Annotated in this window: 22 protein-coding genes; 14 read left to right on the forward strand and 8 right to left on the reverse strand. The window is 68.5% G+C overall.

Annotation, left to right across the window (positions count from 1 at the left end):
* Window positions 1-50: 50 nt before the first annotated feature.
* Window positions 51-917 (forward strand): AraC family transcriptional regulator, encoded by an 867-nt coding sequence (locus tag A5745_RS17605; RefSeq protein ID WP_076117665.1) that lies wholly within the window; start codon window positions 51-53, stop codon window positions 915-917.
* On the opposite strand, the gene A5745_RS17610 is transcribed toward A5745_RS17605, so the two are convergent.
* From A5745_RS17610 to A5745_RS17620, 3 genes are read right to left on the reverse strand one after another with little or no spacing between them, the layout of a single operon-like run.
* Window positions 890-1,768, reverse strand: coding sequence for an MBL fold metallo-hydrolase (locus A5745_RS17610; RefSeq protein WP_076117667.1), 879 nt, complete (start codon window positions 1,766-1,768; stop codon window positions 890-892). The two genes, A5745_RS17605 and A5745_RS17610, sit on opposite strands and share 28 nt — an antisense overlap.
* The gene (locus tag A5745_RS17615; protein ID WP_076061565.1) at window positions 1,768-2,421 is read right to left on the reverse strand and encodes an L-fuculose-phosphate aldolase; all 654 of its coding nucleotides are present in this window, start codon (window positions 2,419-2,421) and stop codon (window positions 1,768-1,770) included. Before A5745_RS17615 ends, A5745_RS17610 begins: the two co-directional genes overlap by 1 nt.
* Entirely contained in the window at window positions 2,418-3,398 is a 981-nt protein-coding gene (locus tag A5745_RS17620) for an NAD(P)-dependent oxidoreductase (RefSeq protein ID WP_076061566.1), read from the reverse strand. The genes A5745_RS17615 and A5745_RS17620 overlap by 4 nt, the downstream gene beginning before the upstream one ends.
* A gap of 30 nt (window positions 3,399-3,428) precedes the next feature.
* On the opposite strand from A5745_RS17620, the gene A5745_RS17625 reads away from it, so the two are divergent.
* Together A5745_RS17625 and A5745_RS17630 are read left to right on the forward strand one after the other, a co-directional pair.
* Window positions 3,429-4,781 (forward strand): FGGY-family carbohydrate kinase, encoded by a 1,353-nt coding sequence (locus A5745_RS17625; RefSeq protein ID WP_076117882.1) that lies wholly within the window; start codon window positions 3,429-3,431, stop codon window positions 4,779-4,781.
* Window positions 4,778-5,443, forward strand: a complete 666-nt coding sequence (locus A5745_RS17630) for a GNAT family N-acetyltransferase (protein ID WP_076061569.1) — start codon at window positions 4,778-4,780, stop codon at window positions 5,441-5,443. Before A5745_RS17625 ends, A5745_RS17630 begins: the two co-directional genes overlap by 4 nt.
* Here A5745_RS17630 and A5745_RS17635 read toward each other — a convergent pair.
* Both A5745_RS17635 and A5745_RS17640 read right to left on the reverse strand, forming a co-directional pair.
* Complete coding sequence (locus tag A5745_RS17635) at window positions 5,440-6,357, reverse strand: class I SAM-dependent methyltransferase (protein ID WP_076061571.1); 918 nt, start codon at window positions 6,355-6,357, stop codon at window positions 5,440-5,442. The two genes, A5745_RS17630 and A5745_RS17635, sit on opposite strands and share 4 nt — an antisense overlap.
* 7 nt (window positions 6,358-6,364) lie before the next feature.
* Complete coding sequence (locus tag A5745_RS17640) at window positions 6,365-7,276, reverse strand: class I SAM-dependent methyltransferase (RefSeq protein WP_076117669.1); 912 nt, start codon at window positions 7,274-7,276, stop codon at window positions 6,365-6,367.
* Between the two features lie 174 nt (window positions 7,277-7,450).
* Between A5745_RS17640 and secY the strand changes: the two genes are divergently transcribed.
* The 11 genes from secY to A5745_RS17695 all read left to right on the forward strand — a co-directional run bounded on the left by secY (window position 7,451) and on the right by A5745_RS17695 (window position 17,119).
* Window positions 7,451-8,776 carry a preprotein translocase subunit SecY gene (gene secY, locus A5745_RS17645; protein WP_076061575.1) on the forward strand — a complete coding sequence of 442 codons (1,326 nt, stop codon included), beginning with the start codon at window positions 7,451-7,453 and terminating at the stop codon, window positions 8,774-8,776.
* Entirely contained in the window at window positions 8,773-9,318 is a 546-nt protein-coding gene (locus A5745_RS17650) for an adenylate kinase (protein ID WP_076061577.1), read from the forward strand. The genes secY and A5745_RS17650 overlap by 4 nt, the downstream gene beginning before the upstream one ends.
* Before the next feature lie 2 nt (window positions 9,319-9,320).
* Window positions 9,321-10,124, forward strand: coding sequence for a type I methionyl aminopeptidase (gene map, locus A5745_RS17655; RefSeq protein ID WP_076117671.1), 804 nt, complete (start codon window positions 9,321-9,323; stop codon window positions 10,122-10,124).
* A gap of 63 nt (window positions 10,125-10,187) precedes the next feature.
* Complete coding sequence (locus A5745_RS17660; protein ID WP_076061581.1) at window positions 10,188-10,733, forward strand: sigma-70 family RNA polymerase sigma factor; 546 nt, start codon at window positions 10,188-10,190, stop codon at window positions 10,731-10,733.
* A gap of 78 nt (window positions 10,734-10,811) precedes the next feature.
* Window positions 10,812-11,570, forward strand: a complete 759-nt coding sequence (locus A5745_RS17665; protein ID WP_076117673.1) for an anti-sigma factor — start codon at window positions 10,812-10,814, stop codon at window positions 11,568-11,570.
* Between the two features lie 50 nt (window positions 11,571-11,620).
* Entirely contained in the window at window positions 11,621-13,360 is a 1,740-nt protein-coding gene (locus A5745_RS17670) for a thiamine pyrophosphate-binding protein (protein WP_076117675.1), read from the forward strand.
* The gene (locus A5745_RS17675; RefSeq protein WP_076061587.1) at window positions 13,341-13,988 is read left to right on the forward strand and encodes an SRPBCC family protein; all 648 of its coding nucleotides are present in this window, start codon (window positions 13,341-13,343) and stop codon (window positions 13,986-13,988) included. The genes A5745_RS17670 and A5745_RS17675 overlap by 20 nt, the downstream gene beginning before the upstream one ends.
* A gap of 7 nt (window positions 13,989-13,995) precedes the next feature.
* Window positions 13,996-15,015 (forward strand): 3-oxoacyl-ACP synthase III family protein, encoded by a 1,020-nt coding sequence (locus A5745_RS17680; RefSeq protein ID WP_076061588.1) that lies wholly within the window; start codon window positions 13,996-13,998, stop codon window positions 15,013-15,015.
* A complete protein-coding gene (locus A5745_RS17685) occupies window positions 15,015-16,061 on the forward strand; it encodes a histidinol-phosphate transaminase (RefSeq protein WP_076117884.1) in 1,047 nt (348 codons plus the stop codon). Before A5745_RS17680 ends, A5745_RS17685 begins: the two co-directional genes overlap by 1 nt.
* Before the next feature lie 8 nt (window positions 16,062-16,069).
* Window positions 16,070-16,567 carry a MarR family transcriptional regulator gene (locus A5745_RS17690; RefSeq protein WP_076061590.1) on the forward strand — a complete coding sequence of 166 codons (498 nt, stop codon included), beginning with the start codon at window positions 16,070-16,072 and terminating at the stop codon, window positions 16,565-16,567.
* Window positions 16,568-16,570: 3 nt separating this feature from the next.
* Window positions 16,571-17,119 carry a TIGR03086 family metal-binding protein gene (locus tag A5745_RS17695; protein ID WP_076061592.1) on the forward strand — a complete coding sequence of 183 codons (549 nt, stop codon included), beginning with the start codon at window positions 16,571-16,573 and terminating at the stop codon, window positions 17,117-17,119.
* A gap of 15 nt (window positions 17,120-17,134) precedes the next feature.
* Here the strand turns inward: A5745_RS17695 and mmsB are convergent, their stop codons facing one another.
* Genes mmsB through A5745_RS17710 form a run of 3 tightly spaced genes read right to left on the reverse strand, consistent with a single transcriptional unit; the run spans window position 17,135 to window position 20,710 of the window.
* A complete protein-coding gene (gene mmsB / locus A5745_RS17700; RefSeq protein ID WP_076117678.1) occupies window positions 17,135-18,010 on the reverse strand; it encodes a 3-hydroxyisobutyrate dehydrogenase in 876 nt (291 codons plus the stop codon).
* A 12-nt stretch (window positions 18,011-18,022) separates the two neighbouring features.
* Complete coding sequence (locus A5745_RS17705; RefSeq protein WP_076117680.1) at window positions 18,023-19,183, reverse strand: acyl-CoA dehydrogenase family protein; 1,161 nt, start codon at window positions 19,181-19,183, stop codon at window positions 18,023-18,025.
* A gap of 6 nt (window positions 19,184-19,189) precedes the next feature.
* A complete protein-coding gene (locus A5745_RS17710) occupies window positions 19,190-20,710 on the reverse strand; it encodes a CoA-acylating methylmalonate-semialdehyde dehydrogenase (RefSeq protein WP_076117683.1) in 1,521 nt (506 codons plus the stop codon).
* Between the last annotated feature and the right edge of the window lie 15 nt (window positions 20,711-20,725).

Raw genomic sequence — 20,725 nt, forward strand, 5'->3', positions numbered from 1 at the left:
TGACCGAGAATTGGGTGATCATCGGTGAAAGTAGGACTATCTTTGGCGACATGACACGTCCAGCACGGATGGTTCGGCAGCGTGCCGGAGTGCCGATCTACGAGTACCGGACCGATCCGGACACGCCGCCGGTGTCGGTGGTGCGGTCGGGGCCCGAGGATTTCGTCGAGCGCGGTCGCCACATTCACGACTTTCCGGCGCTTTGGTACCTTCCCGCGGCCGGGCTGGTCCACGTGGCGGCCGCGGGTCAGGTGCTCGACCCGGAGCGGCTCGAGCATCGAGACGCCGGGGTCGCCGTGTTCTTCGACCCCGCCGCGCTCGGTGAAGACGCGCGATCGCCCTGGCCGGCGTGGCGGGCGCACCCGCTACTGTTCCCGTTCCTGCACGGCCAGGTCGGCGGGATACTGCGCCTGGATGTGCCCGCAGCGCGGCGGGCGGCGTGGGACGCGGCGATAAGTTCGATCGAAACCGAACTGCTCGCGCGCCAGGACGGCTATCGGCAGGCGGCGCTGGCACATCTGACCCTGTTGCTGATCGACCTGGCCCGGTTGGCCGGGCCCGTGGTGGCGGAGCTGCGGCGCAGCGGCGAGCCGCTGCTGGCCGAGGTGTTCGACGTGATCGACCGGCGTCATGCCGAGCCGTTATCGCTGCGCGACGTCGCCGGCGAACTCGGCATGACCCCGGGACACCTGACCACCGTGGTGCGCCGCCGCACCGGGCGCACGGTCGGGGAGTGGATCACCGAACGCCGCATGGCCACGGCTCGCGCGTTGCTCACGGAAACCGACCTGCCGGTCGCAGAGGTCGCAAGGAGGGTCGGCGTGCCCGATCCCGGTTACTTCAGCCGGCTATTCGGCCGGGCGCACGGCGCCTCGCCCCGCGAATGGCGTCACAGGGATTCGATGTCCAGCCAGTAGTCGACATCGAAGCGATCCTCGACGGCGCGGATCGTCGCACCGCCGCGGCCGGCATAGTGCGCGGGTATCACGGCTGCGTTCGCGCGGGCGGCCTCGGTGAATATCCGGCGGCGGGTGACCGCGGCGGCCGGGGCGTCCACGTCGAAGGCGCAGGCGTCGTCGGGTCGGCGCAGCTGCAGCGGGCTGTGCGTGAGGTCGCCGACGAAAACCGCGGTCCGACCGGCATCCAGCCAGAGCACCGACGAACCCGGCGTGTGGCCCGGCGCGGGCCGCAGCCGCAGCGACTCGCTGATCCGATAGTCATCCGACCACTGCACGATCTGCCCATCGACGGGCAAGACGCTGTCGGCGAACACGAGTTGATTGCCGGGCTCCTGGCCCGCGGGTCCGTCCGGCGAGAAGTGGCGGTAGTCGGCGGCCGGTACCAGGTATCGGGCGTTGGGAAACGTCGGCACCCAGGTGTCGTTCTCGCGCATGGTGTTCCAGCCGACGTGGTCGGAATGGATGTGGGTGTTGACCACCACGTCCACAGCGCTGCGGTCGATGCCCGCCGCAGCAAGCGCTGCCAGGAACCCGGTGTTCAGGTGGTCCAGGAACGGCATGTGCGGACGGTCGCGGTCGTTGCCCACGCCGGTGTCCACGACCACGGTCAGCCCGTCGACCTCGATGACCCAGCTCTGGACCGCGGCGTGCCACCGATCGGTGTCGGGATCGAAGAAGTCCGGCACCAGCAGGTCGGCGTTGTCGCGCCACCCGGACGGCGGGGTTCCGGGGAAGAACCGGGTCCCCAATTCGAGCGGAAGTTCCAGTACCCGCGCCACGCTCGCGCGGCCAAACTGGACCCGGCCCATCAGGCGTTGGCGCGCAGGTAGCCGTAGACCATCCCGAAGTTGCGGTTCACGTCCTCGGGGATGTCCACCGGCCCACCGAGAGCCCTTGCGCCCCAGACGATTTGCGCGGTGCGCTCGACCAGCGCGGTGATGTGCATGACCTTGTCGGGGCGGGGTCCCACGGCCACCAGGCCATGGTTGGCGATCAGCGCCGCGCCCCGGCCCTCGAGCGCCTTGACCGCATTGACGCCCACGTCCGGTGTGCCGGACGCGGCGTATTCGCTGCACCGAACGTCGCCGCCGCAATAGACCGCGAACTCGTCGATGCAGGCGGGAATCGGCTCGTGCGCGATGGCGAACATGGTCGCCCAGACGGGATGGCTGTGAATGACGCTGCCGATGTCGTCGAAGGCCTGGTAGCAGGCCAGGTGCAGCTTCATCTCCGACGATGGCGCCCGGCCCTCCGCGGCCTTCAGCACCGCGCCGTCGGGATCGACGAGCACCAGATCGTCGAGTTGCATGTCCTGGTAGTCGACGGATGACGGCGTGATGACGATGTTGCCGTCGGAGCGCCGGGCCGAGATGTTGCCGGCGGTTCCCTCGACCAGGCCCCGGCGCAGCATGTCCTTGGCGGCGTCCAGCACCGCGGTTTCCGGGTTGTCAACAAATTTCATGAGGCCAGCACCTCCGGGTTGACGATATTGGCGGGTGTCTTGCCGGACAACAGCGCTTCCAGGTCGTCGGCAACCATCTGCGCCTGCCGTGCCTCAGTGTTCCACGTGGCGCCCCCGATGTGCGGGGTCAAGACGACGTTGGGCATGCCCACCAACGGGTGATCGGTCGGCAGCCATTCGCCGACGAAGTGATCGAGGCCGGCGGCGGCCACCTTGCCGGCGCGCAGGGCGTCGACGAGCGCGTCGGTGTCGTGTAGCTGAGCCCGCGCGGTGTTGAGGAAGACCACGCCGTCGCGCATGGCCGCGAACTGCTCGGCGCCGATCATCCCGGCCGTGTCGTCGGTGACCGGCGCGTGCAGCGAGACGACGTCGGCCTCGCCCAGCAGTTCGTCAAGGCCGTGGCGGGCTTCGTCGTTGTACGGGTCGTAGGCGATGACCCGCATGCCCAGTCCGGCCAGCCGCCAGCGCAGCGCGCGGCCGACGGCACCGAGCCCGACCAGCCCGGCGGTGAGCCCGGCGATCTCCCAGCCGCGGAACCGCTGATACGGGATGACACCGTCGCGAAACATGTTGCCGCCGCGGACATCCGCGTCGGCCGTCAGCAGGTGGCGGGTGGCGGCCAGCAGTAGCGCCAGCGTCATCTCGGCGACCGCGTCGGCGTTGCGGGCCGGGGTGTTCAGCACCGGGATCCCGGCGGCGGTGGCGCCGGGCACATCGACGTTGTTGGGGTCGCCGCGGGTGGACGCGACCGCGCGCAAGTCCAAGTCGAACACCGGGCCCCCGACCGAGTCGCTTTCCACCACAACCACATCGGCGGCCTCGGCGGTGATCCGCTCGGCCAGCTGCTCCGGGCCGTAGATGCGCAGCGGGCTCTGGTCGATCCACGGGTCGTACACCACATCGGCCAGCTCCTGCAGCTTGGCGAACCCCGGTCCACGCAGCGGGGCGGTCACCAAGGCGCGCGGTCTTGACGTCACGAACCCCAATGCTGGCGTACGGTGACGCGCGTGTCACGTGAAGGCCTCACAATCGGCATCGACGTGGGCAGCACCGCGGTCAAGGCGGTGGCCGCGGACGCCGACGGCCGCGTGGCGGCCCGGGTGCGGATTCCGCACGCCTTGCGGGTGCCGGCGCCCAACCGGCTGGAACACGACGGCGACGAGGCGTGGCGCCGCGGCCCGCTGGCTGCCCTTGACCAGCTCGGCCCCGGGCCCGACGCGCGGGCGGTCGCCGTTGCGGCGATGGTCCCCTCGCTGACCGCGGTCGACGCCGCGGGCACGCCGCTGACACCGGGACTGCTGTACGGCGACGAGCGGGGCCGGGTGCCGGGCGCCGACGAGCAGCAGCTGCCGGCGCTGGGTGAGGCCGCCGAGTTCCTGCGCTGGACTGCCGCCGAGGCGCCCGACGCGGCCGGATACTGGGCGGCGCCGGCGGTGGCCAACCACGCCCTCGCAGGCGAGGCACTGATCGACGTTGCCACGGCGGCCACCGCCTTCCCCCTTTTCGACGGGACGGGCTGGGACCCGGCGGCATGCGCCGACCGCGGCGCGTCCGTCGAGCAGATGCCCCGGGTGGAGACGATCGGGACGGTGGCGGGGCAGGTGCGCGGGACCGGCGCCCTACTGGGCATCGGCGCCATCGACGCGCTGTGCGAGCAGATCGTGGCCGGCGCCGACCGCGACGGCGACGTCCTGGTGCTGTGTGGCACCACCCTGATCGTGTGGAACACGATCCCCGAGTCCCGGCAGGTGCCCGGCCTGTGGACCATCCCGCACACCGCCCCCGGCTTGAGCAAGATCGGCGGCGCCAGCAATGCCGGTGGGCTGTTCCTCGGCTGGGTCGATCGCATCCTCGGGCCGGGCGACCCCGAGTCGGTCGACCCGCGCCGGGTGCCGGTGTGGTCGCCCTACATCCGCGGGGAGCGCACGCCGTTCCACGACCCGGACCGGCGCGCCGTGCTCGACGCCCTGGATCTCACCCACGACGCCGCCTCGCTGCGCCGGGCCGCATACGAGGCGTCGGGCTTCGTCGTTCGTCAGCTCATCGAGCTCAGTGGCGCGTCGGTATCGCGCATCGTCGCCACCGGCGGTGGTACCCGGCTGCGGCCCTGGATGCAGGCCATCGCCGACGCCACCGGCCGGCCGGTCGAGGTGTCCGCGGTCGCCGAGGGCGCGGCGCTGGGGGCGGCTTTCCTCGCCCGCATCGCGGCCGGCCTCGAGACGACGATCGACGACGCGGCCCGCTGGGCCGCCACCGACCGCGTCGTCGATCCCGACCCCGCCTGGGTGGGGGCGGTCGAGGACCGCTATCGCCGGTTCCTGGAGCTGGGAAATCGGCGATCTTCTAGGCTTGTGCAATGACCGATCACGACCGCAAAGCCGCCCGCCGCGAGATCGCCGACGCCCTGTTGAACGCCCTGGAACGCAGGCATGAAATCGCCGACGTCGTGGTCGAGTCCGAAGACAAAGCCGCCGCGGTCGAGGCGATCGTCAAATTGCTCGACACGTCGCACGTGGCCGCCGAAGCGGTGATGAGCATGTCCTTCGACCAACTCACCATCAACTCGCGCAGGCAGATCCTCGCTGAACTCGAGGACCTCAACAAACAGCTGAGCTTCACGGTGGGCGAGCGGCCGGCCAGCTCGGGCGAGACGCTGCAGCTGCGGCCCTTTTCCGCCAAGCACGACCGCGACATCTTCGCCGCCCGCACCGAGGACGTCGGCGCCGCCGGCGACGGCTCCGGCGGACCGGCGGGCAACCTCGACGACGAGATCGGTGCGGCGCTGCGACGTGTCGACGACGAAGAGGCGGCGTGGTTCGTGGCCGTCGATTCGGGGCAGAAGGTCGGAATGGTATTCGGCGAGCTGGTCAACGGCGAGGTGAACGTGCGGATCTGGATTCACCCGGAGCACCGGAAGAAGGGTTACGGCACCGCCGCGCTGCGCAAGTCACGCTCGGAGATGGCGTGGTGTTTCCCCGCCGTGCCGCTGGTGGTCCGGACCCCGGCCGCCAAACCGGGCTAAGTCAGTACTGCCGACACGTATCGGATATCGCCGAACGCGACCATCGATTGGTCCGGGAATTCAAAACCGTTGGCGGCGTAGAGTTCCTGCGTGCTGTGCACCGTCGCCTGCCAGCCGTGGTCGCCCAGGTAGGCGACGACGTCGTTGCGCTCGCCGGGATAGACCAGGTCGGCCCAGTTGAGGTTCAATCCGAGGCGCCGCCAGCGCTCGCTGATCTCCTGCCCCCGCTTTTCGATGCGTTCGCGGATGTTCGGCACGTAGCCGGTGCCCAGCCGACTGCCCGCGGCGCTCAGCGCGGTGATGTTGTCGAACAAGCGGTCCTGGGCGTCCGGCGGCAGATACCCCAGCAGGCCTTCGGCGATCCAGGCCGCGGGCCGCGTGGTGTCAAATCCACTGTCGCGCAACGCCGCCGGCCAGTCGTCGCGCAGGTCGATCCCGACGGCCCTGCGGTCGGCGGTCGGGGCCGCGCCGAGGTCGGCCAGGGTGCGGGTCTTGAACTCGATCACCTTCGGCTGGTCGATCTCGTAGAGGACGGTGCCGGAAGGCCACGGCAGCCGGTAGGCGCGGGTGTCGAGGCCGGAGGCCAGGATGACGGCCTGGCGTATGCCGGCCTCGGCGGCCTCGATGAAGAAGGAGTCGAAGAACCGGGTGCGAACGGCCATCCCCTCACCGAGGCGGCGCGGGGTGAACGCCGGATCGTCCTCGGCGACTTCGATTTCCCCGTTCATCATCCGGATGAAGGCGTCCACACCCACCGCGTTCACCAGAGGCTCGGCGAAGGGATCGTCGATGAGCGGGTTCGGCCCCTTGGATGCCATCGCCCGCCGGGCGGCGACCGCGGTGGCGGTGGCTCCGACGCTGGACGCCAAATCCCAACTGTCGCCGTCGAATCGCTTGGGGTCGCTCTGTGTCATGGGCGTCCTAACCGAGTGTTGCGGTGACGCAGGTGATGTTGCGCATCTGCGCCCGCTCGTCGTCATCGGGGAAGACGCGGCCGTAATCGGCGAACATCTCCCGCCGTGGCCGCGAGTGCACCTGCCAGCCCAGACCGCTCAGGTACTCGATGACATTGCTGCGCTCACCGTCGAAGAACAGCCCGGACAGGTCGATGTCGCAGCCCAAATTGGCCCATCGCTGGTTGAACTCGGCCGCGCGGTCGGACACCGCGACACCGGAGTCGGGATGGTATTCGGTGGCGAGCTTGCTTCCCGGCGCGGACAGCGAGGTGATGTTGTCGAAGAGCCGGTCCTGGGCTTCGGGCGGCAGGTACATCAGCAGCCCCTCGGCGCTCCAGGACGTCGGCTGCGTGACGTCAAACCCGCTGGCGCGCAACGCCTCCGGCCAGTCTTCCCGCAGGTCGATGCTGACGGTTCGCCGGTCCACGGCCGGCGCGGCGCCCAGGGCGGCCATCGTGGCGCTCTTGAACTCGATGACCTGGGGCTGGTCGACCTCGTACACCACGCTGCCGAGCGGCCAGGACAGCCGGTAGGCGCGGGCGTCCAGGCCGGCTGCCAGGATCACCGATTGGCGAACCCCGTCGCGGGCTGCGTTCAGGAAGAAATCGTCGAAGAAGCGAGTCCGGACCGCGATCGAATCGGTCTCCAGCGCCAGGTCGCGTTCGCCGCCGTCGGGCTTTTCGGTGGAGACGATTTCACCGTCGACCAGGCGGCGGAAGAAATCGAGCCCGACCGCGCGCACCAGCGGCGCGGCGTATGGGTCGTTGATGATCGGGTCGGTTCCGCCACTGGCCAGGGCCCGCGCCGCGGCGACCATCGTCGCGGTGGCACCCACGCTGGAGGCCAGGTCCCAGCTGTCTTGATCGGTCCGTGTCATCGCCCTCCCCACTTATTTAGCAAATGCAACGAGCCATCAGAACTCTACGCCTTGCGGGGCCTACGCAAATCAGCTGTTAGTCTCGTACACGATTTGACGCGCGACGCCGTACGTCCTGGCCTGCGGGTGTTGGGCGCGTGACGGAGGACCACCCACGGCTGCGCAGGAGGAAGAGTGCTTTCGGCTTTCATCTCATCGCTGCGGACAGTCGACCTGAGACGGAAGATTCTTTTCACGCTTGGCATCGTCGTCCTGTACCGGCTCGGTGCCGCACTGCCGTCGCCGGGCGTCAACTTCCCGAACGTGCAGCAGTGCATCAAAGAGGCCAGCGGCGGCGAAGCGGGCCAGATCTACTCGCTGATCAACCTGTTCTCCGGTGGTGCGCTGCTGAAACTCACCGTGTTCGCGGTGGGGGTGATGCCGTACATCACGGCCAGCATCATCGTGCAGCTGCTCACGGTGGTGATCCCGCGGTTCGAGGAATTGCGCAAGGAAGGCCAGTCCGGTCAGGCCAAGATGACGCAGTACACCCGGTATCTGGCCATTGCGCTGGCCATCCTGCAGGCCACCAGCATCGTGGCCCTGGCGGCCAACGGCGGCCTGCTACAGGGCTGCTCGCTGGACATCATCGCCGATCAGAGCATTTTCACGCTGGTCGTCATCGTGCTGGTGATGACGGGCGGCGCGGCGCTGGTGATGTGGATGGGTGAGCTGATCACCGAACGCGGCATCGGCAACGGCATGTCCCTGCTGATCTTCGTCGGTATCGCCGCGCGCATCCCCTCCGAGGGCAAGACCATCCTGGACAGCCGCGGCGGGGTCATCTTCGCCGCCGTGTGTGTGGCCGCGCTGATCATCATCGTCGGCGTGGTGTTCGTCGAGCAGGGCCAGCGCCGCATCCCGGTGCAATACGCAAAGCGCATGGTGGGGCGGCGCATGTACGGCGGAACGTCGACGTATCTGCCGCTGAAGGTCAACCAGGCCGGCGTCATTCCGGTCATCTTCGCGTCGTCGCTCATCTACATACCGCACCTGATCACGCAGCTGATCCGCAGCGGCAGTGGCGGCACCGGCAACAGCTGGTGGGACAAGTTCGTCGGCAGCTACCTGTCCGACCCGAGCGACCCGGTCTACATCGGCATCTATTTCGGGCTGATCATCTTCTTCACGTACTTCTACGTCTCGGTCACCTTCAATCCCGACGAGCGCGCCGACGAGATGAAGAAATTCGGCGGCTTCATTCCGGGCATCCGGCCGGGCAAGCCCACCGCCGATTACCTGCGTTATGTGCTGAGCCGGATCACCCTGCCCGGCTCGATCTACCTGGGCGCGATCTCGGTGCTGCCGAACCTGTTCCTGCAGATCGGCAATGGCGGAGCGGTCCAGAACTTGCCCTTCGGCGGTACGGCGGTTCTGATCATGATTGGCGTCGGTTTGGATACGGTCAAACAAATCGAGAGTCAACTCATGCAGCGCAACTACGAAGGGTTCCTCAAGTGAGAGTCGTTTTGCTGGGACCGCCGGGGGCGGGCAAGGGGACGCAGGCAGGACGGCTCGCCGAGAAGCTCGGGATCCCGCAAATCTCCACCGGCGAGTTGTTTCGCCGCAACATCGAGGACGGCACCAAGCTCGGCGTGGAGGCCAAGCGCTACCTCGATGCCGGTGACCTGGTGCCCTCCGACCTGACGAACCAGCTCGTCGACGATCGGCTCGACGATGCGGACGCGGCCAACGGTTTCATCCTGGACGGGTATCCGCGCTCGCTCGAGCAGGCCAAAGCGCTGCACGAGATGCTCGGACGCCGCGGCACCGACATCGACGCGGTGCTGGAGTTCCGGGTGTCGCAGGAGGAGTTGTTCGCCCGCCTCAAGGGCCGCGGCCGCGCCGACGACACCGACGACGTCATCCTCAACCGGATGAACGTCTACCGCGACGAGACCGCCCCGCTGCTGGAGTACTACAGCGACCGGTTGAAGACCGTCGACGCCGTGGGCTCGATGGACGAGGTGTTCGCCCGCGCGCTGCAAGCGCTGGGCAAGTAGCGATGAGCCCGCTGGCACGGCTGCGGGGTCGCAGGGTCGTGCCGCAGCGCAGCGCCGCGGAACTCGATGCGATGGCCGCCGCCGGCGCCGTCGTCGCGGCCGCGCTGGACGCCGTGCGCGCCGCGGCCGTCGCGGGGGTGTCGACGCTGAGCCTGGACCAGATCGCGGAGTCGGTGATCCGCGAAGCGGGCGCGATCCCGTCGTTCCTGGGCTATCACGGCTACCCGGCGTCGATCTGCGCGTCGGTCAACGATCGCGTGGTGCACGGCATCCCCTCCGCCGGGGAAACGCTGGCGCCGGGCGACCTGGTATCCATCGACTGCGGTGCGGTCCTGGACGGCTGGCACGGTGACGCGGCGATCAGCTTCGGGGTCGGGGCGCTGGATCCGGCCGACGACGCGCTGTGCGCGGCGACCAGGGAATCGCTGGAAGCCGGCATCGCGGCGATGGTGGCCGGCAACCGGCTGACCGACGTCTCGTTTGCCATTGAGACGGGCACGCATGCCGCCGAGGCCCGCTACGGCCGCGCCTTCGGGATCGTGGAGGGGTACGGGGGCCACGGCATCGGCCGGCACATGCACATGGACCCGTTCCTGCCCAACGAGGGCTCACCCGGTCGGGGCCCGCTGCTGGCCCCCGGTTCGGTGCTGGCTATCGAACCCATGCTGACGCTCGGCACCGGCAAAACCACCATCCTGGACGACCAATGGACGGTCACAACCACCGATGGCTCACGCGCGGCACATTGGGAACACACCGTCGCGGTAACGGAGACAGGGCCGCGCATCCTGACGCTCGCGTCCTGACCCCCGACGCTTTAGTGAACTAAATACCTGTTCGACTCGTTGCAGTTGGCAGGAGGTGATCGAGTGGCTCGGGTTGCCGGCACTTGGAGGGCGTCCGGGGCTGCCGAAGCCGCTCTGATGAAGGCGCTCTACGACGAACATGCCGCGGTCCTGTGGCGCTACGCGCTGCGCCTGACCGGGGACCCGAGCCAATCGGAAGACGTGGTCCAGGAGACATTGTTACGGGCGTGGCAACACCCAGAAGTCATCGGCGACACCGACAGGTCGGCGCGGGCGTGGCTGTTCACCGTGGCCCGCAACATGATCATCGACGACCGGCGCAGCGCGCGGTACCGCAACGTGGTCGGTTCGCTGGACGAGGCGGGCGCGCCGGAGCAATCCACGCCCGACGAGGTGAACGCGGCGCTGGATCGGCTGCTGATCGCCGACGCCATGGTGCAACTATCCGCGGAGCACCGGGCCGTCATCGAGCGCTCCTACTACCGCGGATGGACCACCGCGCAGATTGCTGCGGACCTTGAGATCGCGGAAGGAACAGTGAAGTCGCGACTACACTATGCCGTACGGGCATTGCGGCTCACTCTGCAGGAACTTGGAGTTACGCGATGACGGCCCGGGGTTGTGTTCGAGGACCCATCCGGGCGGTCGTCGGCTCCGAATACTTGAGGGTGACGGGAGACGAATGACATGAGGACGCCGCAATGGGGTATCGGCCCGCCCGGTGACAACGAGGTACTTGGCGTGACGATCGAAGACAGCCACCGCTACGCGATGTGGGATGCCGCATACGTGCTGGGGTCGTTGTCTGCCGTCGACCGCCGCGAATTCGAGGCGCACATGGCCGGCTGCCCGGCGTGCCGGGAGGCCGTCGCGGAACTCAGCGGCGTGCCCGGCCTGCTCTCGCAACTCGACCATGACGAAGTGTCCGCGATCGGCGAATCCGGCCCCGCGCAAGCGGTCCCGCCGGAGATGTCGCCAGAGCTGTTGCCGTCGTTGCTGGCAACGGTGCGCTGGCGCCGCCGCCGCGCCCGCGTGACCACCTGGGTGGCCTCGTCCGCCGCGGCCGCCGTGTTGGGAGTCGGGGTGTTGGTCGGCGTGCAGGGGCATTTCTCGACGCCGCCGCAGCAGGTGGCCGCGTCCGCACAGGACATGTCGCAGGTCGGCACCACCCTGCTGACCTCCACGGTGTCGCTGTCCAGTCAGCACTGGGGGACATTCATCAACCTGAAGTGCGTCTGCCTCGCCCCGATTTATGCGCACCACGACACGCTTGCGATGGTCGTGGTCGGTCGCGACGGCAGCCAGACCCGGCTGGCGACCTGGGTGGCCGAACCCGGTCACACCGCCACGCCCGCGGGCAGCATCTCGACGCCGATCGACCAGATCGCCGCCGTGCAGGTGGTTTCCGCCGATACCGGGCAGGTCTTGCTGCAGCGCTCGCTGTAAATTTCGCACCCCGCGGTGAACTGAAGTTACCCGCCGGTCGTGTTACACACATGCCCCGCAAGCAGCGCGTGGTCGACCACGTCGTCGAGCGTCTCGCGTCCATCGGAGTCGACCACATCTTCGGTGTGGACGGTGCCAACATCGAGGATCTCTACGACGCCGCGCACTTCCGGTCCGACGTCACCGCGATTTTGGCCAAGCACGAATTTTCCGCCGCGACGATGGCCGATGGCTACAGCCGCAGCGGCGCCGGGCTGGGTGTGGTGGCGGCAACCTCGGGCGGCGGCGCGCTGAACCTTGTTGCGGCGCTCGGGGAGTCGCTGACAAGCCGCGTTCCCGTGTTGGCGTTGGTTGGCCAAACACCTACCACGATGGATGGCCGGGGCAGTTTTCAGGACACCAGCGGCAGCAACGGATCGCTGGACGCCGAGGCGGTGTTTTCCGCGGTGTCGCTGTCGTGCCGGCGGGTGCTCTCGCCGGACGACATCGCGCCCGCGTTGTCGGAGGCCATTGCGGCCGCACGCGCCGGCGGCCCGGCAGTGTTGTTGTTGCCCAAGGACATTCAGCAGGGATACGTCGAGATTGATGGCGACGGCAGTTCGCATGATCCGCGTCCGATCGGAAATCCGGCTCCGGTCGTTCCGGTGCTGCGAGACGCCGATGGCCCGATCACCATCATCGCGGGCGAGCAGGTCGCCCGGGACAACGCCCGCGCCGAGCTCGAAGCGCTGCGTGCGGTGTTGCGGGCGCGGGTGGCCACCGTGCCGGACGCCAAGGACGCCGCGGGCACACCCGGCCTCGGGTCCTCGTCGTCGCTCGGTGTGACCGGCGTGATGGGCCACCCGGGTGTGGCCGAAGCGGTGGCCGCGAGCGCCGTGTGCCTCGTCGTCGGCACCCGGCTGCCGGTCACCGCGCGGACCGGACTGGACGATGCACTGGCCGCGGTGCGGACGGTCTCGATCGGGTCGGCACCGCCGTATGTTCGGTGCACTCACGTGCAAACCGAGGACCTGCGCGGCTCGCTGCGCATGCTCACCCAGGCGCTGTCCGGGCGCGGACGGCCGACGGGCGTTCGGGTGCCCGATGTGGTGCGCCGCACCGAGCTGACGCCGCCGCCCTGCGAGGGCGACGGCGTGCGCTACCGCGACGCCATGGCGGTGCTGGACGATGCGCTGCCCGACGGGACTGACATCGTGGTCGACGCCGGCAACACCGGCGCGGCGGCGATCCACTACCTGGGCGCGCGACGCGGCGGCAGGTTCGCGGTCGCGCTCGGCATGGGCGGCATGGGATACAGCTTCGGGGCCGGCATCGGGATGGCGTTCGGGCGCGCCACGAGTGGACGGCCCCGGGGCCGCACCGTGGTGATCGCGGGCGACGGGGCGTTCTTCATGCACGGCATGGAGGTGCATACCGCCGTGCACTACCGGCTGCCGGTGACGTTCGTGCTGTTCAACAACAACGCCCACGCCATGTGCGTGACCCGCGAGCAGCTGTTCTACGACGATCTCTACAGCTACAACCGATTCCGCCCCAGCCGGCTCGGCGCGGGCCTGGCCGCGATGTTCCCGGACCTGACATCCGTCGACGCGACCGATCTGGACGGGTTCGCCGCCGCGCTGCGCGTGGCACTGGACGCCGACGGGCCGGCGGTGGTCAGCGTCGAGTGCGCAGCCGACGAAATCCCGCCGTTCGCACCGTTCCTTGCCCAGGCGCCGGCCAAAGCCACTGCCCCAGAAGAGATTCCAACCTCGAAGGAGAACCGAACCGATGTCGCTGCCAGCGCTTGAGGACATTCCGACACCCATCGACGGGGTCGTCCGCATCGAAACCAGCCCCAGGGAAAAGGCCACTCCGATCATCATGGAGATGATGCGGTCGGTGTACCCGCACGACCAGGTGTTCGGCGAATACTGCACCGTCAACGATTACATCGACTGCCCGCCCGACGAGCTGTTCGAGTACATGTCCGATACGCGCAGCCTCGAGGAGTGGACCTACAGCCTGCGCGGCTTCACCACGACCGACGAGCCGGGCCTGTGGCTGGCGCATGACCGGCTCGGCTCGGAAACCGAGATCTACACCCGCACCGTCGTCAACGAGCAGGCGCGGACCGTCGACTACCACTGCGCCTGGGATCAGGGCAAGCACCTGTGGATGATCTATCTGATGCGCGTCATCGACGCGCAGGTGGTGCTCGACAAGCCGGGTTCGGTTGTGCTGTGGACCAATTGCCACCACCCGTTCTACGACCACAACCCGTATCCGGAGACCGCGCCGCCCGGGCGCCCGGTGTGGGTCGGTGACTTCTGGGACATGTTCGGCGCCGGCCACCTGCTGGAGATGAAGAACCTCAAGGCGATCGCCGAGTACCGCCACCGCAACGGCCTTCCGGTCACCCCGAAATGGATGAGCTGAGGACACCATGAGCCAGCCCGCCGTCAGCCTGATCGACGTCTCCAGCTATCTGCCGGGTGAGCCGATCGGCGCCGAGTACTACGCGCAATTCGCCGAATCCGATGACCTGCGCGACAACGTCATGTTCCGCGCCCCGAAGTACCGCCACCACGTCGCGCCGGACGAGACCGCGATCGACATGATCGAACGGGCCGCGCAGGGGCTGATCGAACGCCACGGCCACGACGCCGTCGAAGGCGTGGACGTGTTGATCACGCACACCCAGGTGCCGGACATGGCCTTCTACGGCGAAGGGGGCGGCATCGCTCACCGGCTCGGCCTGCGGCCCTCCTGGGTGCTGGATCTGAACAACGGCGGCTGCGCCGCATTTGTGTTGGCGCTCAACGTGGCTCGTAAACTGCTGTCGACCGGCGAAGGCCACAGCGCGCTGATCGCCATCGCGCAGAACGCGGCCGGTCAGTTCTTCGACCAGCCGACGATCAGGCGCAAGGCGCAGTCGGCGGTGCCGGGTGACGGCGCCGCGGTCGGGCTGGTCACGGTCGGCGACGACTCGCCCATTCTCGACGTCGAGTGCCGCACCTACGGCGAATACGCGGGTGAGATGACGCTCTCCTACGACCCGCCCCGCAAGTGGTGGGCGGCCGGGCTCGGCGAGGGCAGCATCGGGTTCACCGAAAACAAGATCACCAAGGTGCTCGCCCGGGGCAACCGGCAGGTCCCCGAGGTGGCGCTGGCGGTCTGCGACCGAATCGGCCTGCCCGCCAAGGAGATCGACTTGCTGGTCACCAACCAACCGAATCGGGCGTTCCTGCGCAACTGGCGTGAAGCGCTCGAGTTGCCGAAGGAACGGCATCGCGACACCTTCGAAGAGTGCGGCAACCTGTTCGGCGCCGGGATCCCGGTGAACCTCGACCGCGCGATATCGGACGGACAGGTCCGGGCGGGCGACGTGGTGATGATGGCGGCCTTTGCGCACGCCGGTGACTTCGCCGGCGCGGCCGCGGTGCGGTGGGGCGGACGGGGCTGATGGTCGCGAGTCCGCTGGCGGTCGAGATCGACGACGCGTTTCCCGACGCGATCGATCCGCACGCGCTGTCGCTGAACGAAAACCCGTTTCCGCCGCTGCCGGCGGTGCGGTCGGTATTGATCCGCTCCATCGATGCGGCCAACCGCTATCCGGAGTTTCTGCCCGAGCGGTTGCGCAACCTGATCGCCGGGCGCATCGGCGTGCCCGCCGACCAGGTGGTGCTGGGCGCCGGGGCGACCGGGGTGGTGCTGCAGGCGCTGCAGGCGCTGACCGCGCCGGGGGACGCGATCGCCATGTCGACGCCGACCTTCGACGGCTATCCGATCATCGCCGAGATGACACGGCTGCGGTCGGTGACCGTTGCACTCGACGAGCACGGCCATAACGACCTCGACGGGCTGGCCGACGCCGCCGCGGCCGCGCGGGTCGTGGTGGTGTGCCGGCCGCACAACCCGACCGGCACGCTCGAGCCCGCGGCCCAGCTGTTCCGATTCCTGCGCCGCGTGCCACGCGATACCGTCGTGGTCCTCGACGAGGCCTACATCGAATTCGCCGCGGCCGAGCACCGCATTGACGTGGCGGCGCTGGTTCGGCGCTTCGGCAACGTCGTGGTGGTACGTACCTTCTCCAAGGCCTACGGGCTGGCCGGCCTGCGGATCGGTTACGGCCTGGCGTCGGGCGAGCTGGCCCGCATGCTGTGGTCCCAGCAGCTGCCGTTCGGCATCGCGATGACCAGCCTGCCCGCGGTCGCGGCGTCCTACAACGCCGAAGACCAACTGCTGCAACGGATCCGGGCGATCACCGCCGAATGTCGCTACCTCCGGATGCGCTTGGGCGCACTGGGGATCTACACCACCGACGCCCACGCCAACTTCGTGTACCTGCCGTCGAGGGGTCGGCTGTGGCGCGAGGTCTTCGCCGACAGCGGACTGCAGGTTCGCTGCTACGCGGACGGCGACGCGCGCATCACGGTGGGCAACCGGGCATCCACGCAGGCGGTGCTGTCTGCGGTGGGAAAGTCCACGCCGGGGCTGCAAGTGCGGTAAGAAAGGGCGTGGCCGCCTCCAAACGTGATCCGATCGCGGCGGCACGCGCCAACTGGGAGCGTGCCGGGTGGGGCGATGTTTCGCAGGGGATGGTCGCGGTGACGTCGGTGATGCGCGCCCATCAGATCCTCCTGGCTCGCGTCGAGGCGGCGCTGCGCCCGTACGACTTGAGCTTCTCCCGTTTTGAGCTGCTGCGGCTGCTGGCCTTCAGCCGCACCGGCGCGTTGCCGATCACCAAGGCGTCCGACCGGCTGCAGGTTCACGTCACCAGCGTGACCCACGCGATCCGCCGGCTCGAGGCCGACGGGCTGGTTCAGCGGGTACCGCACCCCACCGACGGCCGGACCACGCTGGTCCAGATCACCGACCTCGGCCGCTCCACCGTCGAGGACGCCACCGTCACCCTCAACGAGCAGGTATTCGCCGACATCGGGATGAAGGCCGACGAATCGCAGGCGTTGGTGTCCTCCATTGAAAGTCTGCGGCGCAACGCGGGAGACTTCTAAAGCATGGACCCATTAAGTGCTCACCAGCGCGCTCAGGACGCGTTCGCCCGCGTCCTCGCCAACGTCAGCCCCGACCAGCTGGGCGCCCCGACGCCCTGCTCGGAGTGGACGATTGGGGATCTGATCGAACACGTCATCGGCGGTAACGAGCACGTCGGGCTCTGGGCGCAGACCCCCATTGAGCCGCCGGCCCGGCCCGACGACCTCGTTGCCGCGCACCGGGGGTCCGCCGCCGCGGCACAGGCGGTCTTCGCGGGTCCGGACGGGATGTCCATGATGTTCAAGCTGCCATTCGCCGAGATCCCAGGACAAATGTTCATCGGACTGCGCACCAGCGACGTGCTGACCCACGCGTGGGACCTCGCGACCGCCACCGGGCAGTCGACGGATCTCGATCCGGAGTTGGCGGGCGAGCAACTCGCCGCGGTGCGGGCGTTCGTCGGGCCCCAGTTCCGCGGGCCGGGCAAGCCCTTCGCCGAGGAGCAGCCGTGTCCACCCGAGCGTGCGTCCGCGGATCAACTGGCCGCGTTTTTGGGCCGAAAGGTCCAGTGACGCGCGGTTTCCGGCTCAGCTGCCGCGCAGTACCTCGATCACCGCGCTGAAGTCTTTGTCGGCATGGTCGGCGGCGAACTTCGCGTAGATCTCGGCGGCGTGACTGCCCAGCGGCGCCGACGAGCCGGTTGAAGCCACCGCCTCCATCGCCAGGCCGAGGTCCTTGTTCATCAGCGCGGTCGCGAAACCCGGCTTGAAGTCGTTGTTGGCCGGCGACGTCGGAACCGGGCCCGGCACCGGGCAATTGGTGTGCACGGCCCAGCAGTTGCCGGTCGCGCCGGTGATCACGTCGAACAGGGATTGCGCGGACAGGCCGAGCTTCTCGGCCAGTACGAACGCTTCGCCGACCGCGATCTGTTGCACGGCCAGCACCATGTTGTTGCACACCTTGGCCGCCTGGCCGGCCCCGGCCGCACCGCAATGGATGACCTTGCCCGCCATCGGTTCCAGCACCGGCCGCGCTCGCTCCAGCGCGGACTCGTCGCCCCCGACCATGAACGCCAGCGTCCCGGCGACGGCGCCCTTGACCCCGCCGGAGACCGGTGCGTCCAGCTGCGAAACCCCCTGCGATTCCGCGAGCGAGTGCACCTCGCGGGCGTCGCTGACCGAGATCGTTGAGCTGTCGATGAACAGCGCGCCGGCCCGCGCGGCGGGCAACACGTCGACGTAGCAGCGCTTGACCAGCTCGCCACTGGGCAACATGGTGATCACCACGTCGGCCTCGGCCACCGCGTCCGCGGCGCTGTCGAATATGGTGACGCCACCCGCGGCTCCGGCCGCTGCCGCCGCCGGCACCGGATCGAACCCGCGCACGATGTGTTCGGCGGCAACAAGATTCGCCGACATCGGCGCGCCCATGTGGCCCAGTCCCAAGAACGCGATCGCCGACATTGGCTCCCTCTCCTACACGCCGGCCCGGAACCGGGCGGCCTCGGCCCGCCCGATGACGACCCGCATTATTTCGTTGGTCCCCTCCAGGATTCGATGCACCCGCAGATCGCGGACGATCTTTTCCAGACCATACTCGCGCAAGTAGCCGTAGCCGCCGTGCAGCTGCAGGGCTTTGTCCGCGATCTCGAAACAGGTATCGGTGACATAGCGTTTGGCCATCGCGCACAGCTCGACCTTGTCGGCGTCGTCGGCGTCCAGCGCGGCCGCCGCGCGCCACAACAGCATTCGCGAGGTCTCCAGCCCGGTGGCCATGTCGGCCAGGGTGAACCGGATGGTGGGCTCGTCCAGCAGGGGAGAGCCGAACGCCTGCCGTTCGCGCACATAGGCTCCCGCTTTGTCGAAGGCGGACTGCGCGCCGCCCAGCGAGCAGGCCGCGATGTTGAGCCGGCCACCGTTGAGACCGTTCATCGCGATGCCGAAGCCGGCACCCTCGCCATCCGCGCCGCCCAGCATCGCGTCGGCGGGCACCCGCACACCCTCGAAGATCACCTGCGCGGTGGGTTGCGCGTGCCAGCCCATCTTCTCCTCGGGCGAGCCGAAACTCAGCCCAGGCGTGTCCTTTTCGACGATGAAGGCCGAGATGCCGCGCGGGCCGTCGCCGCCGGTGCGGGCCATCACGACGTACACGTCGGAGGCGCCCGCGCCGGAAATGAACTGCTTGACCCCGTCGAGCACGTAGTCGCCACCCTGCTTGACGGCGCGGGTGCCCAGGGCGGCCGCGTCGGATCCCGCGTTCGGCTCGGTCAGGCAGTAGCTGGCGATGACGTCCATCGGCGCCAACCGCGGAATCCATTCCTTGCGTTGCTCGTCGGTGCCGAACGTGTCGATCATCCACGCACACATGTTGTGGATGGACAGGAACGCGGCCGTCGTCGGGTCGGCGATAGCCAACTGCTCGAAGATCCGGACCCCGTCGAGCCGGCGCAGCCCGCTCCCGCCGACGTCATCGCGGCAGTAGATCGCTGCCATGCCGAGCTCGGCGGCCTCGCGCAGCACGTCCGTCGGAAAATGCTTGGTGGTATCCCATTCCAGGGCATGCGGGGCAAGGCATTTGGCGGCGAACGCGGCCGCCGTGTCGGTGATGACGCGTTCGTCGTCGTTCAGAGTAAACATGATGCTCTAATTCATTGTGGGGATGACGAATTCGGCGCCGTCCTTGATGCCGGACGGCCAGCGCGACGTGACGGTCTTGACCTTCGTGTAGAACTGGATCGACGCTGGTCCGTGTTGGTTGAGGTCGCCGAAGCCGGAGCGCTTCCAGCCGCCGAAGGTGTGATACGCCACCGGGACCGGGATCGGCACGTTGACACCCACCATGCCCACCTGAACCCGGGAGACGAAGTCGCGCGCGGTGTCGCCGTCGCGGGTGAACACCGCCACGCCGTTGCCGTACTCGTGCTCCGAAGGCAGCGCCACTGCTTCTTCGTAGTTGTGCGCCCTTACGATGCACAGCACCGGCCCGAAGATCTCATCGGTGTAGATCGACATGTCGGGGGTGACGTGGTCGAACAGGGTCGGGCCGATGAAGAACCCGCCTTCCAGGCTGGCGTCGCCGTACGCCAGGTCGTCGCTGGTGCGGTCGCGGCCGTCGATGACGATCTCTGCTCCGGCGGCCACGCCCTGATCGATGTAATCGCGCACCCTGGCTACGGCGGCGTCGGTGACCAGTGGACCATAGTCGGCCTTGGGGTCGAGGCTGTGGCCCACCCGCAGGTTGTTGATTCGCTCGATGAGCCTGGCGCGCAACCGTTCCGCGGTTTGCTCACCGACCGGCACCGCGACGCTGATCGCCATGCAGCGTTCGCCGGCGCTGCCGTAGCCCGCCCCGATGAGCGCGTCGACGGCCTGGTCGAGGTCGGCGTCGGGCATAACGATCATGTGGTTCTTGGCACCGCCGAAGCATTGTGACCGCTTGCCGGTCGCGGCGGCGGTCGAATAGATGTAGTGGGCGATGTCGGAGCTGCCGACGAAGCCCACGGCCTTGATGTCGGGATGGTGCAGGATGGCGTCGACGGCTTCCTTGTCGCCGTGCACCACCTGGAACACGCCGGGCGGCAGGCCGGCCTCGAGGAAGAGTTCGGCCAGACGCACCGGGACCGACGGGTCACGTTCGCTGGGCTTGAGCACGAACGCGTTGCCACAGGCCAGCGCCGGTCCGGCCTTCCACAGCGGGATCATCGCCGGGAAGTTGAACGGCGTGATGCCCGCGACCACGCCCAAGGGCTGACGCAACGAATAGACGTCGATGCCCGGCCCGGCGCCCTCGCTGTACTCGCCCTTGAGCAGATGCGGGATCCCGATGCAGAACTCGATGACCTCGATGCCGCGCTGGATGTCGCCCTTGGCGTCGGCGACCGTCTTGCCGTGTTCGAGGGACAGCAGCTCGGCCAACTCGTCGCTGTTGGAGTTGACCAGCTCGATGAAGCGCATCATCACCCGGGCGCGGCGCTGCGGATTCCATGCCGCCCAATCCTTTTGGGCCTCGGCGGCCGAGGCCACCGCCGCGTCGACGTCGGCCTTGCCGGCCATCGGCACCTTCGCCTGTACCGCGCCGGTGCTGGGGTTGAAAACGTCGGCCGTGCGGCTCGATTGGCCGGCGGTGCGCTTCCCATCGATGAAGTGCGGGATCTGTGTGGTCATGGTGTCCTCGGAAGT

The organism is Mycobacterium sp. IS-2888, assembly GCF_001954215.1.
Classification (GTDB): domain Bacteria; phylum Actinomycetota; class Actinomycetes; order Mycobacteriales; family Mycobacteriaceae; genus Mycobacterium.

Coding starts and splice junctions, on each gene's coding strand:
- A5745_RS17605 (WP_076117665.1), top strand. CDS start 51: ATGACACGTCCAGCACGGATGGTTCGGCAGCGTGCCGGAGTGCCGATC.
- A5745_RS17610 (WP_076117667.1), bottom strand. CDS start 1,768: ATGGGCCGGGTCCAGTTTGGCCGCGCGAGCGTGGCGCGGGTACTGGAA.
- A5745_RS17615 (WP_076061565.1), bottom strand. CDS start 2,421: ATGAAATTTGTTGACAACCCGGAAACCGCGGTGCTGGACGCCGCCAAG.
- A5745_RS17630 (WP_076061569.1), top strand. CDS start 4,778: ATGACCGATCACGACCGCAAAGCCGCCCGCCGCGAGATCGCCGACGCC.
- A5745_RS17635 (WP_076061571.1), bottom strand. CDS start 6,357: ATGACACAGAGCGACCCCAAGCGATTCGACGGCGACAGTTGGGATTTG.
- A5745_RS17640 (WP_076117669.1), bottom strand. CDS start 7,276: ATGACACGGACCGATCAAGACAGCTGGGACCTGGCCTCCAGCGTGGGT.
- map (WP_076117671.1), top strand. CDS start 9,321: ATGAGCCCGCTGGCACGGCTGCGGGGTCGCAGGGTCGTGCCGCAGCGC.
- A5745_RS17665 (WP_076117673.1), top strand. CDS start 10,812: ATGAGGACGCCGCAATGGGGTATCGGCCCGCCCGGTGACAACGAGGTA.
- A5745_RS17670 (WP_076117675.1), top strand. CDS start 11,621: ATGCCCCGCAAGCAGCGCGTGGTCGACCACGTCGTCGAGCGTCTCGCG.
- A5745_RS17675 (WP_076061587.1), top strand. CDS start 13,341: ATGTCGCTGCCAGCGCTTGAGGACATTCCGACACCCATCGACGGGGTC.
- A5745_RS17680 (WP_076061588.1), top strand. CDS start 13,996: ATGAGCCAGCCCGCCGTCAGCCTGATCGACGTCTCCAGCTATCTGCCG.
- A5745_RS17685 (WP_076117884.1), top strand. CDS start 15,015: ATGGTCGCGAGTCCGCTGGCGGTCGAGATCGACGACGCGTTTCCCGAC.
- A5745_RS17695 (WP_076061592.1), top strand. CDS start 16,571: ATGGACCCATTAAGTGCTCACCAGCGCGCTCAGGACGCGTTCGCCCGC.
- mmsB (WP_076117678.1), bottom strand. CDS start 18,010: ATGTCGGCGATCGCGTTCTTGGGACTGGGCCACATGGGCGCGCCGATG.
- A5745_RS17705 (WP_076117680.1), bottom strand. CDS start 19,183: ATGTTTACTCTGAACGACGACGAACGCGTCATCACCGACACGGCGGCC.
- A5745_RS17710 (WP_076117683.1), bottom strand. CDS start 20,710: ATGACCACACAGATCCCGCACTTCATCGATGGGAAGCGCACCGCCGGC.